Source organism: Microvirga sp. 3-52 (assembly GCF_018383585.1).
Classification (GTDB): domain Bacteria; phylum Pseudomonadota; class Alphaproteobacteria; order Rhizobiales; family Beijerinckiaceae; genus Microvirga.
Map to the genome: position 1 here is coordinate 327,192 of NZ_JAHAMK010000001.1, position 14,451 is coordinate 341,642.

9 protein-coding genes are annotated in these 14,451 nt (G+C 61.5%); 8 read left to right on the forward strand and 1 reads right to left on the reverse strand.

Features of this window, described 5'->3' with window-relative positions; all coding sequences use genetic code 11:
* Positions 1-184: 184 nt before the first annotated feature.
* Positions 185-865, reverse strand: coding sequence for a GntR family transcriptional regulator (locus tag KHP60_RS01545; protein ID WP_213561769.1), 681 nt, complete (start codon positions 863-865; stop codon positions 185-187).
* Between the two features lie 193 nt (positions 866-1,058).
* On the opposite strand from KHP60_RS01545, the gene KHP60_RS01550 reads away from it, so the two are divergent.
* The 8 genes from KHP60_RS01550 to KHP60_RS01585 all read left to right on the forward strand — a co-directional run bounded on the left by KHP60_RS01550 (position 1,059) and on the right by KHP60_RS01585 (position 14,290).
* Positions 1,059-2,039 carry a TRAP transporter substrate-binding protein gene (locus KHP60_RS01550; RefSeq protein WP_213561770.1) on the forward strand — a complete coding sequence of 327 codons (981 nt, stop codon included), beginning with the start codon at positions 1,059-1,061 and terminating at the stop codon, positions 2,037-2,039.
* A gap of 73 nt (positions 2,040-2,112) precedes the next feature.
* Complete coding sequence (locus KHP60_RS01555; RefSeq protein WP_213561771.1) at positions 2,113-2,652, forward strand: TRAP transporter small permease; 540 nt, start codon at positions 2,113-2,115, stop codon at positions 2,650-2,652.
* A gap of 4 nt (positions 2,653-2,656) precedes the next feature.
* A complete protein-coding gene (locus KHP60_RS01560) occupies positions 2,657-3,937 on the forward strand; it encodes a TRAP transporter large permease (protein ID WP_213561772.1) in 1,281 nt (426 codons plus the stop codon).
* Positions 3,938-3,960: 23 nt separating this feature from the next.
* Positions 3,961-4,797, forward strand: coding sequence for a 5-dehydro-4-deoxy-D-glucuronate isomerase (kduI, locus tag KHP60_RS01565; protein ID WP_213561773.1), 837 nt, complete (start codon positions 3,961-3,963; stop codon positions 4,795-4,797).
* A 10-nt stretch (positions 4,798-4,807) separates the two neighbouring features.
* Entirely contained in the window at positions 4,808-5,566 is a 759-nt protein-coding gene (gene kduD / locus KHP60_RS01570; RefSeq protein ID WP_213561774.1) for a 2-dehydro-3-deoxy-D-gluconate 5-dehydrogenase KduD, read from the forward strand.
* An 18-nt stretch (positions 5,567-5,584) separates the two neighbouring features.
* A complete protein-coding gene (locus KHP60_RS01575) occupies positions 5,585-5,923 on the forward strand; it encodes a cupin domain-containing protein (RefSeq protein WP_249688395.1) in 339 nt (112 codons plus the stop codon).
* Between the two features lie 412 nt (positions 5,924-6,335).
* Entirely contained in the window at positions 6,336-12,185 is a 5,850-nt protein-coding gene (locus KHP60_RS01580) for a HAMP domain-containing protein (RefSeq protein ID WP_213561775.1), read from the forward strand.
* Complete coding sequence (locus KHP60_RS01585) at positions 12,182-14,290, forward strand: response regulator (RefSeq protein WP_213561776.1); 2,109 nt, start codon at positions 12,182-12,184, stop codon at positions 14,288-14,290. The genes KHP60_RS01580 and KHP60_RS01585 overlap by 4 nt, the downstream gene beginning before the upstream one ends.
* Positions 14,291-14,451 lie beyond the last annotated feature (161 nt).

Consider the following 14,451-nt stretch of genomic DNA (forward strand, 5'->3'; position numbering starts at 1 on the left):
GATCTCGTTTCGGTGAGGCGCGGCGTTCTTCCATCGGGATGGCCGGCCATGACGTGGTGGGCGTTGTTCCCGGCGTAACATTGGCGGAGGGGGCGAACCCGCACACACGCTCAGCGCCATGGATCCTCTTCCCCCGCCTTCGGCACGCCGAGCATGAGAGGGGGCAGCCTGCGACACTGGCCTCTCACGAACTGAACAGCTCCGGATGCTCGGTCTCGACCCGGGGCAGGGCACGCAGGATCTCGGTGAGATGCCGGCGCATCGCCTCGGCGGCCCCCTCTTCGTCGCGGGCATCGATGGCGGCCATGATGGCACGGTGCTGATCGATCAGCGGCAGCATCGCCTCCGGTCCGGGGAGGGTGAGCTGACATACCCGATCCATGTGGGCCTTGATGTCCTGAACGGCCTCCCAGGCCAAGGGGCACCCGGCGCCCTCGGCCAGCGCGATATGGAAGAGCTCATCGTAACGCTGGAAGGCATCGTGGTCGTCCCGCCGGGCGGCCTGTTCCTGCATCTCCAAGAGATCGTTGATCCGCTCACGGCTCTGCTGATCGAAGGACGAGCAGGCGCGGCGCACGACCGCCGTCTCGATCGCCTCCCGGACGAATCGGGCCTCCATCATCTTCCGGACCGAAATCTTGACCACCGTGGTGCCGCGCTGCGGCTGGATTTCCACCAGACGCGTTCGCGCCAGGCCGATCAGCGCCTCGCGCACCGGCTGGCGCGAGACCCCGTGGCGCTCGGCGATGTCCTGCTCGGAAAGTCGGCTCCCGGGCGGAAGCTCCAAGGCGATGATCAGGCGGCGCAATTCGCTCTCGATGCGCTGGGCGGCTGAGCCTTGGCCGACGGGGAAGGGCGTGTTCACGGCACTCTCATTCTTTTGGCGGGTTGCGTAACATATAAGTGCATACTACCATACAACGGTCGACCAGGTAAGCCGCAGTAAGCAGCGTCTGGTCCCGTCCTGATGGGTCGCATGGGCCACGGGCGCAGGACAAGCCGGCTGAAGGTCTGGTTTGAAACAATAAAGCACTTGAGGAAGCTTAAGGAGGAACATGATGTTGACCAGGAGAACTCTCGCCGCAACCGCTCTCGGCGTGTGGGCGGCTCTTATGAGTGGCACGGCAGGCGCCCAGACGACACTGCGCTCGGCCGATATCCATCCGGACGGATATCCCACGGTCGAAGCCGTGAAGCATTTCGGCTCCCTGCTCGAGAAGAAGACCAACGGCCGATATAAGGTGCAGGTCTTCCACTCCGCGCAGCTGGGCCAGGAAAAGGACACGATCGAGCAGACCCGCTTCGGCGTGATCGACCTGAACCGGATCAACATGGGTCCGTTCAACAATCTCATTCCCGAAACGCTTGTCCCGTCGCTGCCCTTCATCTTCCGGTCGGTAGACCATATGCGCAAGACCATGGATGGCCCCGTCGGTGATCAGATCCTGAAGGCGTTCGAGCCCCATGGACTCGTGGCGCTGGCCTTCTACGATTCGGGCGCGCGCTCGTTCTACAATTCGAAACGCGCCATCAACACGCCCGCCGATCTCAAGGGCATGAAGGTGCGCGTGATCCAGTCCGACCTGTTTCTCGACATGGTGAACGCACTCGGCGCCAATGCGACGCCGATGCCCCCGGGCGAGGTCTATTCCGCACTCCAGACCGGCGTCGTCGACGGAGCCGAGAACAACTGGCCGAGCTACGATTCCTTCCGCCACTTCGAGGTGGCGAAGTTCTACTCGCTGACCGAGCATTCCATGTCGCCGGAAGTGCTGGTGATGTCGAAGAAGAGCTTCGACAAGCTGTCACCGGAAGACCAGAAGGCGGTGCGCGAGACGGCCAAGGAGTCCGTCGTGAAGATGCGCGAGCTCTGGGAAGCCCGCGAGAAGGAAGCCGAGAAGAAGATCCGGGCGAGTGGCAGCCAGATCAACAATGTCGACAAGCAGCCCTTCATCGATGCCATGAAGCCTGTCTACGAAAAATACGCCAAGGATGCGAAGGTGAAGGAGCTGGTCTCCCGCATCCAGGCGATGAACTGAGCCATATAAGGCTGATAGATTAACGGACCGGCTCCGGCCGGTCCGCCTCTAGCTACACTGGAGACCTTCACCGATGCGCGCTGAACTTGCCGCGCTATCCCGCATCCTCGCCGTCGTGAACCGTGCGGCTCTCTGGATTTCCGGGATCGGCCTCGTCGTCATGACCGCCTTTGTCGCCTGGCAGGTGTTCGGACGTTATGTGCTGAACCAGTCGCCGAGCTGGACGGAGCCCGCCTCCCTGCTCCTCATGAGCTGGTTCATCCTGCTGGGATCCGCCGTGGGGGTGCGCGACGGTAACCATCTCGGCTTCGAGATCGCCCTCCACTATGCCCCTCATGGCCTGCGCCATATCATGCTTGCCGTGACCGAGGTGTTGGTGGCGATCTTCGGCGGTGCCATGGCCTGGTACGGCACGGCGCTCGCCGTGGAGACCTGGACCGCCGCGATGCCCGGCCTGCCGATCCCGCAGGGGTTCGATTATGTGCCGCTTGCCGTCGGCGGTGTGCTGATCGCCCTCTTTTCCCTGGAAAAGCTCGTTCGCCTTCTGCTGGTTGGAGACGACGCGCCCATGGTGCGCGTCGACGAGCCTCATCTCGTTGCCGTGAAGGATTGAGACAATGGAGATCTGGGTTCTCTTCGGCGTCTTCACGCTCCTGCTCATCATCGGCACGCCGGTCGCCTTCTGTCTCGGCATCGCGTCGCTGGCGACCGTGCTCTACATGCAGCTCCCGCCGGTCGTGGTGTTCCAGCAGATCAATTCCGGCATGAACGCGTTCGCCATGATGGCGATCCCGTTCTTCATCTATGCCGGCGATCTTATGATGCGCGGCGGCATCGCCGACCGCCTGATCCGTCTCGCCGCCGGTTTCGTCGGCCATCTGCGTGGCGGCCTGGGGCAGGTGAACGTGGTCGCCTCGACCCTGTTCGGCGGCATCTCGGGCTCGGCGATCGCAGATGCCTCGGCCATCGGCGGCATCATGATCCCGCAGATGGAGAAGCGCGGCTACGCCAAGGATTATAGCGTCAACGTGACGGTGAACGCCGCCATCATCGCGCTGCTCATTCCGCCGTCCCACAACATGATCATCTATTCGATCGCGGCGGGCGGCACGATTTCCGTGGCGGATCTGTTCACCGCCGGCGTCGTGCCAGGGTTCCTCCTGGCCGCCGCATTGATGATCACGGCCTATGTGGTGGCCGTTCGTCGCGGGTATCCGGCCGATCCGTTTCCGGGCTTTCGGATGCTGGCCTATTTCTTCGTCTCCGCCGTGCCCGGCATCCTGCTGATCTTCATCATCTTCGGCGGCGTGCGTTCGGGGATTTTCACGGCAACCGAGAGTTCGTGCATCGCCGTCGTCTATGCCTTGCTCGTCACGCTCTTCGTCTATCGCGAGATGAACTGGGAGAGCTTCGTCGAGGCGACGCTCGGCGCCGTGCGCACCACCGCCATGGTCCTGCTCGTCATCGGGACCGCCAGCGCCTTCGGCTGGCTCATGGCCTTCCTGCAGGTGCCGCAGGCGACGATCGCTCTCATGAAGACGGTGTCCGACAACCCGATCGTCGTGCTCCTCCTCATCAACGTGATCCTGCTGGTGCTCGGCACCTTCATGGACATGGCGCCGATGATCATCATCTGCACACCGATCTTTCTGCCCGTGATCAAGGCCTTCGGCATCGATCCGGTGCATTTCGGCGTGATCCTGATCCTCAATGCCGGCATCGGCCTCAACACGCCGCCGGTCGGCTCGGTGCTCTTCGTCGGATGCGCGGTGGGCAAGATCAGCATCGGCGAGGCCATGAAGACCATCTGGCCGTTCCTGGGCGCTAGCATCGTCGTCCTGCTGCTCGTCACCTACATTCCCGGCCTGTCGCTCTGGCTTCCGGCCCTGTTCCGCTGATCCATTCAATCAATGAGGTAATGATGACCATCGAAATCCGGCAGGTATGCCACCCCGAGGCCGTCCGCCATTTCAGCTCGGCCGAACTGCGCCGCCATTTCCTGATCGAGACGCTTTTCGTTCCCGGAGAGGTCAAACTGACCTACAGCCATATCGACCGGCTGGTGGTCGGCGGCGTGACGCCGACTTCCGGCGCGATCAGGCTGGAATCGCACAAGCAGATCGGCTCTCCCAACTTTCTCGATCGACGGGAACTGGGCGTCGTCAATCTCGGCGGTCCCGGACGCGTCCACACGGATGGTGAGGTTCACACTCTCGAGCCGCGCGATGCGCTTTACATCGCCATGGGCACGAAGGAGGTTCGCTTCGAGAGCCTCGATGAAGGGACTCCAGCAAAGTTCTACCTCGTCAGCACGCCGGCTCATGCCCGCTTCGAGACGGTGAAGATCGGCCTCGACCGGGCCCGCCGCGTCGATCTCGGCGATGCCGCGAACGGAAACGTCCGCACGATCTTCCAGATGATTCACCCGGAGGTGTGCCGCTCTGCCCAGCTCGTCCTCGGCATGACGCAACTGAAGCCCGGCAGCATGTGGAACACCATGCCGGCGCACCTGCACGATCGCCGCTCCGAGGTCTATGTCTATTTCGACATGCAGCCCGACACGCGCGTCTTCCACTTCATGGGCGAACCGGACGAGACGAAGCACCTCGTCGTCGCCAACGAGCAGGCGATCCTGTCTCCCGGCTGGTCGATCCATTCCGGCGTCGGCACGAGCAATTACACGTTCGTCTGGGCCATGGGAGGCGACAACCAGGACTTCACCGACATGGACATGGTGCCCATGGATAAGCTGCGGTGAGGGTGCTGCGATGACATTGTCCTTCGATCTGACCGGCAAGACTGCCATCGTGACCGGCGCCAATACGGGACTCGGTCAAGGGATCGCGGTGGCGCTGGCACAAGCGGGGGCATCCATCGTCGCCGTCGGGCGCTCATCGATGGAAGAGACCGAGCGCCTGTGCCGCGACACGGGCGCGGGCTTTCATGCCGTGCAGGCGGACCTGTCGAGCCTGGAGCCGATCGAACGGATCGTCGGCGAGGCAGTATCGGTCAGCGGCCGGATCGACATTCTGGTCAACAATGCCGGGATCATCCGCCGTGCCGATGCGATCGAGTTCTCGGAAAAGGACTGGGACGACGTGATGAACGTCAACCTCAAGTCCACCTTCTTCCTGTCTCAGGCCGTGGCGCGCACGATGCTGGCGGATGAGGGAGGCGGCAAGATCATCAACATCGCCTCGCTCCTGTCCTTCCAGGGGGGCATCCGCATTCCGTCCTACACGGCGAGCAAGAGTGGTCTTGCCGGTCTCACGCGATTGCTGGCCTGCGAGTGGGCCGCCAAGGGCATCAATGTGAATGCCATTGCGCCCGGCTACTTCGTGACCAACAACACAGAGGCGCTTCGCAACGACCCGAAGCGAAGCAGCGAAATCCTTGGACGGATCCCGGCCGGACGCTGGGGCGATCCGACTGACCTCGGCGGCGCTGCCGTCTTCCTAGCGTCACCGGCCGCAGACTACATCCACGGCGTCGTTCTGCCGGTGGACGGTGGTTGGCTCGCCCGCTGAAACCCTTTTGGAGGAACCATGAACCGTATCAATCAGCCTTTCGCCTTCGACAGCGAGATCGAATGGGAGCCCGCAGGCGAGGGCATCCGCCGCAAGATCCTCACCTATAATTCAGAGGTGATGATGGTGCGTGTCGACTTTCAGGCCGGAGCTGTCGGTACCCCGCACTCGCATCCCCATATCCAGTGCAGCCTCGTCGAGACGGGTGTCTTCGATATCACCATCGCCGGCCGGACCGAGCGTCTCAAGCAGGGCGACAGCTTCCTCGTCCCGCCCGACGCCGTCCACGGAGCCGTTGCCGTCGAAGCAGGCACGCTGCTCGATGTCTTCACTCCCATGCGCGAAGACTTTGTGTGATCTGAAGCCTGAGACGAGCGATCGGTGTTCTCCCTCAAGCCGCAACCATGTTGCGGCTTGAATTGCGTTTGGAACGATCATCTCTCGGCCTCGGAGTCTGTACCCTAACGTAACGTATATGGGGCCTCGATCATCCGCTTGTCTCGGTTCTCGGGGCGCCCAATTCCTCTATGCAGGGGCAAGACGTAGCAACGAACTTGGCCTCCTCGAACGCACGTTCTGCGTTAATATGGTTATAACGTATCGCGTTAACCGAGCTCCTCAGAAATTCTCCCCTGCGGGAACTTCGGCCCTTGAAAAGCGTTAAACGGGGTCGAATTCCATCTGAAGACGAACACAATAGCTTTTGGGACGTCGGCACATATGGGGACCCGGGCGAGAGTAGGCCTGGGACAGCGTAACGGGGGGCCTTATGTCACAAGTCGAAACCGCCACTTCGCAGCTTGATCCCAGGCTGCTTCTCAAGACATTGCGTGCCTTCAGAAAAGGCGATTTTTCTGCCCGTCTGCCATCAGACCTGACCGGCATTGATGGCGAGATCGCTGAAGCTTTCAATGACATTGCCGATCTGAACCACGGCCTCGCGCAGGAACTCGAGCGAGTCGCCAAGGTCGTCGGCAAAGAGGGCCGGATCGAGGAGCGCGGGCGGCTGGCAGGGGCGACCGGCTGCTGGAGCGAATGTGTCGATTCCGTCAATGCCATGATCGGCGACATCGTTCAGCCGACCGTCGAGGTGGCCCGGGTCATCGGCGCCGTGGCAAAGGGCGATCTGAGCCAGACGATCGATCTCGCGACGGACGGGCGACCGCTACGTGGCGAGTTCCTGCGCATCGGCAAGGTCGTGAACACCATGGTGGGGCAGCTCGGCAGCTTCGCCTCGGAAGTGACCCGCGTGGCGCGTGAGGTGGGCTCGGAAGGCAAGCTCGGTGGTCAGGCGAAGGTCAAGGGCGTTGCCGGCACCTGGAAGGACTTGACTGAGAACGTGAACCTGATGGCGGCGAACCTGACCGGTCAGGTGCGTAACATCGCCGAGGTCACCACCGCGGTCGCAAATGGCGATCTGTCCAAGAAAATTACCGTGGATGTGAAGGGTGAAATCCTTGAGCTCAAGGACACCATCAACACGATGGTCGATCAGCTGAACTCCTTCGCTTCCGAGGTGACCCGCGTCGCGAAGGAAGTGGGCTCGGAGGGCAAGCTCGGCGGACAGGCGCAGGTGCGCGGCGTCGGCGGCGTCTGGAAGGACCTGACCGACAACGTCAACATGATGGCGGCCAATCTGACCGGTCAGGTGCGTAACATTGCGGAAGTCACCACGGCGGTCGCCCGGGGGGATCTGTCGAAGAAGATCACCGTCGATGTGAAGGGCGAGATTCTGGCTCTCAAATCCACCATCAATACCATGGTGGACCAGCTCAACTCCTTTGCCTCCGAGGTGACGCGCGTCGCCAAGGAGGTGGGCTCGGAAGGCAAGCTCGGCGGTCAGGCGCAGGTCGAGGGCGTCGGCGGTGTCTGGCGCGACCTGACCGAGAACGTGAACATGATGGGCTCGAACCTCACCGCCCAGGTTCGCAACATCGCGGACGTGACGACAGCGGTCGCGAACGGCGATCTCTCCAAGAAGATCACCGTGGAGGTGCGCGGCGAAATCCTTGAGCTCAAGAACACCATCAACACCATGGTGGATCAGCTCAACTCCTTTGCTTCGGAAGTGACGCGCGTTGCGAAGGAAGTGGGTTCCGAGGGCAAGCTTGGGGGACAGGCACAGGTGCGCGGCGTGGCCGGCACCTGGAAGGACCTGACCGACAACGTGAACCTGATGGCGGCGAATCTAACCGGTCAGGTGCGTAATATCGCCGAGGTCACCACAGCGGTGGCCAATGGTGACTTGTCGAAGAAGATCACCGTGGAGGTACGCGGCGAGATTCTGGAGCTGAAATCGACCATCAACACCATGGTGGACCAGCTCAATTCCTTCGCCGGAGAGGTGACCCGCGTCGCGAAGGAAGTGGGCTCCGAGGGCAAGCTCGGCGGCCAGGCCCGTGTGGAAGGCGTTGCCGGCACCTGGAAGGACCTCACCGACAATGTGAACCTGATGGCGGCGAATCTAACCGGTCAGGTGCGTAATATCGCCGAGGTCACCACAGCGGTGGCCAATGGTGACTTGTCGAAGAAGATCACCGTGGATGTGCGCGGCGAGATTCTGGAGCTGAAGTCGACCATCAACACGATGGTCGATCAGCTGAACTCCTTCGCCGGAGAGGTGACCCGTGTGGCCCGCGAGGTGGGCACGGAAGGAAAGCTCGGCGGGCAGGCGCAGGTGCGCGGCGTTGGCGGCGTCTGGAAGGACCTGACCGACAACGTCAACATGATGGCGGCGAACCTGACGGGTCAGGTGCGCAACATCGCCGAGGTCACCACAGCGGTCGCGAACGGCGACCTGTCGAAAAAGATTACTGTTGCGGTCGAGGGCGAGATCCTGGAGCTGAAGTCGACCATCAACACCATGGTCGATCAGCTGAACTCCTTCGCCGGAGAGGTGACCCGTGTGGCCCGCGAGGTGGGCACGGAAGGAAAGCTCGGAGGGCAGGCCCAGGTGCGCGGGGTCGGTGGCGTGTGGAAGGATCTCACCGACAACGTCAACATGATGGCGGCGAACCTGACGGGTCAGGTGCGCAACATCGCCGAGGTCACCACAGCGGTCGCGAACGGCGACCTGTCGAAGAAGATCACCGTGGATGTGCGCGGCGAGATCCTCGAGCTGAAGTCGACCATCAACACCATGGTGGACCAGCTGAACTCGTTTGCCTCCGAAGTGACGCGTGTGGCCCGCGAAGTGGGCATCGAGGGCAAGCTCGGCGGACAGGCGCAGGTGCGCGGCGTGGCCGGCACCTGGAAGGACCTGACCGACAACGTCAACATGATGGCGAACAATCTCACCGGTCAGGTGCGAGGCATCGCCAGCGTGGTGACGGCAGTTGCCGAGGGCGATCTCAAGCGCAAGCTGATCGTGGATGCCAAGGGCGAAATCGCGGCACTCGCCGAAACCATCAACGAGATGATCGATACCCTCGCGACCTTCGCCGATCAGGTGACGAACGTTGCCCGTGAAGTGGGTGTGGAAGGAAAGCTCGGCGGTCAGGCGAGGGTGCCCGGTGCCGCCGGCCTGTGGCGCGATCTCACGGATAACGTGAACCAGCTCGCCGCCAACCTGACCACCCAGGTGCGAGCCATCGCCGACGTCGCCACCGCCGTGACCAAGGGCGACCTGACCCGGTCGATCTCGGTGGAAGCCTCGGGCGAGTTGGCTTCGCTGAAGGATAACGTCAACGAGATGATCCGCAACTTGCGCGATACGACGCTCAAGAACGCGGAGCAGGATTGGCTGAAGACCAACCTCGCCAAGTTCACCCGTATGCTGCAGGGCGAGCGCGATCTCACCACCGTGTCCAACATGATCCTGTCGGAGATCGCCCCGCTCGTGAACGCCCAGCAGGGTGTCTTCTACACAGTCGGGAGCGATGGCAGCGAGCCCATGTTGGAGATGGTCGCCTCCTATGCCTTCACCGAGAGGAAGCATCTCAACAACCGCTTCCGCCTCCGCGAAGGTCTCGTCGGGCAGGTCGCCTATGAGAAGAAGCGGATTCTCCTCACCAACGTGCCGGGCGACTACATCACCATCAGTTCGGCTCTCGGAGAGGCCCCGCCCCTGAACATCATCGTGCTTCCGGTCCTGTTCGAGCAGGAGGTGAAGGCGGTGATCGAACTTGCCTCGTTCAGCCGATTCTCAGAAACGCATCAATCCTTCCTTGAGCAGCTCACCGAGTCGATCGGTATCGTTCTGAACACCATTGCCGCCAACATGCGGACGGAAGGCCTTCTGAAGCAGTCTCAGCTTCTGACCACCGAACTGCAGAGCCAGCAGGAGGAGTTGAGGAACACCAACGACCGGCTGGAGCAGCAGGCCGCAACCTTGCGTCAGTCGGAGGAGCTCCTGCGGCAACAGCAGGAGGCACTCCAGAAGACGAACGAGGAGCTTGAGGACAAGGCGCAGTTGCTCGAACTCCAGAAGAGGGAAGTCGAGGCGAAGAACCAGGAGGTCTCCGTCGCAAAGACGGCCTTGGAGGAGAAGGCCGAGCAGCTTTCGCTGACCTCGCGCTACAAGTCGCAGTTCCTGGCCAACATGAGCCACGAGTTGAGAACGCCGCTGAACTCGCTCCTGATTCTGTCGAAGCTCCTGACCGAGAACTCGGACGGCAACCTGACCGACAAGCAGAGAGAGTTCGCCAAGACCATTCACGCGGCGGGCTCGGACCTGCTTTCGCTCATCAACGATATCCTGGATCTGTCCAAGATCGAATCCGGCACCGTCAGCATGGAAGTGTCGAGCGTCGGCTTCAAGGATCTCGTCGAGAATATGGAGCGGACCTTCCGCCAGATTGCAGAGGAACGAAAGCTCGACTTCCATGTGGAGGTCGATCCCAAGCTGCCGCTGGCGATCAGGACGGATTCGAAACGGCTGCAGCAGGTGCTGCGCAACCTGCTCTCGAATGCCTTCAAGTTCACGGAGCGCGGAGGCGTGACGCTCCAGATCGGTTCGGCCGAGGGATCGCCGCTGCGAGCCGGCAGCCAGTGGATCGCCATGTCGGTGACGGATACCGGCATCGGCATCCCGGAGGAAAAGCAGCGGATCATCTTCGAGGCCTTCCAGCAGGCGGATGGTACGACGAGCCGGAAGTACGGCGGGACCGGTCTCGGTCTGTCGATCAGCCGTGAAATCGCCCGCCTGCTCGGCGGCGAGATCGTGGTGTCGAGCACACCGGGAAGCGGCTCGACCTTCACGCTCTTCGTGCCGGTTGAGCCTCCTGCAAGTCATGGGATCGCCGGAGCGGGATCGTCCGTACGGTCAAACGGCGACGGGGCGGGGCAATACACGCCGTCTGACGATTCGGCGGGAACGATGATCCGCCAGCCGTCGGCCGCGATGGCACTCTCGGCTTCCCTGGATGATCGCCACGCGATCACCAATGGCGACCGGGTCGTCCTTATCATCGAGGACGATGCAATGTTCGCCTCGGTGCTACTGGAGCTTGCCCGTGAGGAGGGCTTCAAGGGACTGATTGCCATGGATGGCGCTTCGGCGCTTGCCCTCGCGCATCGCTATAAGCCCCATGCGATCACTCTCGATATCGGGCTTCCCGATATGGACGGCTGGGCGCTCCTGGATTTACTGAAGCATGATCCGCGGACCCGCCATGTGCCGATCCACGTGATCTCGGTCGACGACCAGAAGAAGCGCGGTCTCAGGGCAGGGGCCTTCGGCTTCCTGGAGAAGCCTGTCGACCGGGAGGCTCTCATGGGAGCGCTCAACCGCACGAAGGAGTTCATCGACCGGCCCGTGAAGAAGCTGCTTCTCGTCGAGGATGACGACAATCAGCGCATGAGCTTGTCCGAGCTCATGAAGAGCGAGCAGGTCGACGTGACGGCGGTGGGAACGGCCGAGAGTGCCCTGGAGGTCATCCAGTCACGGCAGTTCGACTGCGCCGTCGTCGACTTGGGCTTGCCGGATCTTCCCGGGGCAGAGCTCATCGAGCGCATCCGCAAGACGAAGGGCGGTGAGGAACTGCCGATCGTCATCTATACGGGACAGGATCTAGCGAAGTCCGAGGAGCGTCGACTGCAGGGCATCGCTGCAACGCTCATCGTCAAAGGCGAGGGGTCGTCCGAACGTCTTCTCAACGACACGGCTCTGTTTCTGCACCGGGCGATCAGTGCCATTCCCGAAGAGAAGCACATCATTGTCGAACGGCGGGCCGATGGCTCGCTCGACGGCCGGAAGGTTCTGATCGTCGACGACGACATGCGCAACATCTTTTCGCTGACGAGTGCGCTCGAGCAGCACGGGATCTCGGTCGTCTTCGCCGAGAATGGCCTGGAAGGCATCGAAAAGCTCCAGGCCAACCCGGATGTCGATTTGGCCTTGATCGACATCATGATGCCGGAGATGGACGGCTATGAGACCATGCGGGAAATCCGGAACATCCCGCGTTACCGTGACCTTCCCCTTGTCGCAGTGACTGCAAAGGCCATGAAGGGCGATCGGGAGAAATGCCTCGAAGCAGGTGCGACCGACTACGTCTCGAAGCCTGTGGATGTGGATCAACTTCTGGCTGTCTTGCGCGTTCAACTCAGTCGGAGCACATATATCCCGGACGGGAGAATTGCTCCCAATGGTGCGGCAGAGACCGGGTTGAACTCATGACGGACGACGCAAGGCGAGGGGAGTCGGGTCCGAAGCTGGATGATTTTCATCTGGTCGCGGCCCGTCCTCAGTCCGATCCCATCCCCGCCAAGATTTTGGTGGTCGATGACGACCCGAGAAACCTTATCGCTGTCGAGGAGGTCCTCCGGTCTCCCGGTGTGGAGATCGTGACAGCCGATTCCGGCGAAGGAGCTCTGCGCCACGTTCTGAAAGATGATTTCGCCGTCATTCTGCTCGACGTGCAGATGCCGCGCCTCGACGGATACGAGGTTGCCAGTCTGATCCGGAACCGGCCCCGTTCTTCACGGGTGCCGATTCTGTTTCTGACGGCATTCAACAAGGACGAGATGCACGTCTTCAAAGGGTACTCGGCAGGTGCTGTCGACTACGTCTTCAAACCCATCGAGCCCTTGATCCTCAAATCCAAAGTCGACATCTTCGTCGATCTTTACCGGAAAACGGAAGAGATCCGCCGGCAGGCGGAGCAGGAGCGCCGCCTGCTGATGGACAACCTTCATGTCCGCAGCGAGAAATTGAAGGCGGAGCAGGCCCTTCGGCGCCGCGAGGAACATCAATCGATCGTTCTGCAATCGCTTCCGATCGCGCTTTATACGGCGTCCGTCGAGGAGGACCACCGGCGGCTTCATTTCACCAACGAGAGTATCGAGCGCATCACGGGATTTCGACCGGAGGCTTTCCTCGAGCGCCCGGATTTCTGGTCCTCCCGGATCAACCCGGACGACCAGGAGCGTGTCCTGGCCCAGTTGAAGCGGCTGGAGGAAGAGGGTTCCGTCAATCTCGAGTATCGCTGGCTTTGCGCCGACGACGTCGAGCGGCATTTCCTCGATCAGACGGTTCTGATGAAGGATGAGGACGGCCGTCCACGCGAATTCTTCGGTATGTGGTTCGATATCACCGAGAGCAAGCAGATGGAGCAGAACCTGCTCCACGCCAGCAAGCTTGAGGCGGTCGGCCGCCTCACGGGTGGGATCGCGCATGATTTCAACAACATGCTGAGTGTCGTGATCGGCAATCTCGATCTCTTGAAGAAATCCATTCAGGGCAATGAGAAGGCGGAGCGAAGGGTACGGATGGCCCTGGAGAGTGCCCAGCATTGTGCCGATCTCACCTACAGGCTGCTGACCTTCTCACGGCGTCAAGCCCTGCAGGTTTCAACGATCGATGTCACGAGCCTCATGCCGAGCCTTCTGGAGCTGATGCGTCGAACGCTTGGCGAGCATGTCAATGCGGATTTCCGCTCCGGCGCCAAAATATGGCCGGTCCAGGTCGACCGTGCTCAGTTCGAGGCAGCCCTATTGAACCTCGCGGTCAACGCCCGCGATGCAATGCCCGACGGCGGCGATCTGACGATCAGTGTCGAAAACCAGGTAGTAGAGGAGGGGAGATCCGCACCCAGCGGTGAGTTCGTCGTGATCTCCGTGAGCGATACAGGAATCGGCATGCCGCCGGAGGTGCTGGAGAAGGTGTTCGAACCTTTCTTTACCACCAAGGAAAGCGGAAAAGGCACCGGCTTGGGCCTTAGCATGGTGTATGGTTTCGTGCAGCAGTGCCATGGCCATGTGGAGGTTGAGAGTGCGCCGAACGCGGGCACGACCATCCGCATCTTCCTTCCTCGCTCCCACGAGACCGCGGAAAGTGCGCCGGATGACCAGTCGGCCATTACGCACCCTTTCGGTGAGGGGCGTACGGTGCTTGTGGTTGAAGATAACCCGGCTGTTCGTCAGGTAGCGCTCTCAACTCTTCACTCTCTCGGCTTTAGGGTGCTGGAGGCGGAGACCGGTGATGAAGCCGCTCGCCTCCTGAAGACGAAGAAAGATATCAAACTCGTGCTCTCCGATGTCAGGATGCCGGGAGAACTCAGCGGCATCGACTTGGCCCGGCTCATTCAGCGCGAGCAGCCGGATATCCAGGTGCTTCTGACGACAGGCTATTTTGACGGGGAGGACAAGCTCGAAGATCTCAATCTTCTCTACAAACCCTACCGGGCGACCGATCTTGCAGAAAAGATCCAGTCGCTGATGAAGACCCCGCACAAGATCGAATTCGAAGCCGCAGCGATCCACCAGGCTGCTGCCGTTGCATGATTCCCCTACGGCGTTGCACAGGAAACGAAGGTTGGATTTTGATCGATCGCGTGTCTTGGTCTCGGGCGCCGTCGACTCTGGATCAGATCGTCCCGATCATGCTGTTTCGTTGCAGCCCTCGCGACCGGCGCTTACGTCTCGGCGCTGAGACTGTCCCTGCC

Excerpts from the sequence above, each read along its gene's own strand:
- KHP60_RS01550 (WP_213561770.1), top strand. The coding sequence starts at position 1,059 with ATGTTGACCAGGAGAACTCTCGCCGCAACCGCTCTCGGCGTGTGGGCG.
- KHP60_RS01555 (WP_213561771.1), top strand. The coding sequence starts at position 2,113 with ATGCGCGCTGAACTTGCCGCGCTATCCCGCATCCTCGCCGTCGTGAAC.
- KHP60_RS01560 (WP_213561772.1), top strand. The coding sequence starts at position 2,657 with ATGGAGATCTGGGTTCTCTTCGGCGTCTTCACGCTCCTGCTCATCATC.
- kduI (WP_213561773.1), top strand. The coding sequence starts at position 3,961 with ATGACCATCGAAATCCGGCAGGTATGCCACCCCGAGGCCGTCCGCCAT.
- kduD (WP_213561774.1), top strand. The coding sequence starts at position 4,808 with ATGACATTGTCCTTCGATCTGACCGGCAAGACTGCCATCGTGACCGGC.
- KHP60_RS01575 (WP_249688395.1), top strand. The coding sequence starts at position 5,585 with ATGAACCGTATCAATCAGCCTTTCGCCTTCGACAGCGAGATCGAATGG.
- KHP60_RS01580 (WP_213561775.1), top strand. The coding sequence starts at position 6,336 with ATGTCACAAGTCGAAACCGCCACTTCGCAGCTTGATCCCAGGCTGCTT.
- KHP60_RS01585 (WP_213561776.1), top strand. The coding sequence starts at position 12,182 with ATGACGGACGACGCAAGGCGAGGGGAGTCGGGTCCGAAGCTGGATGAT.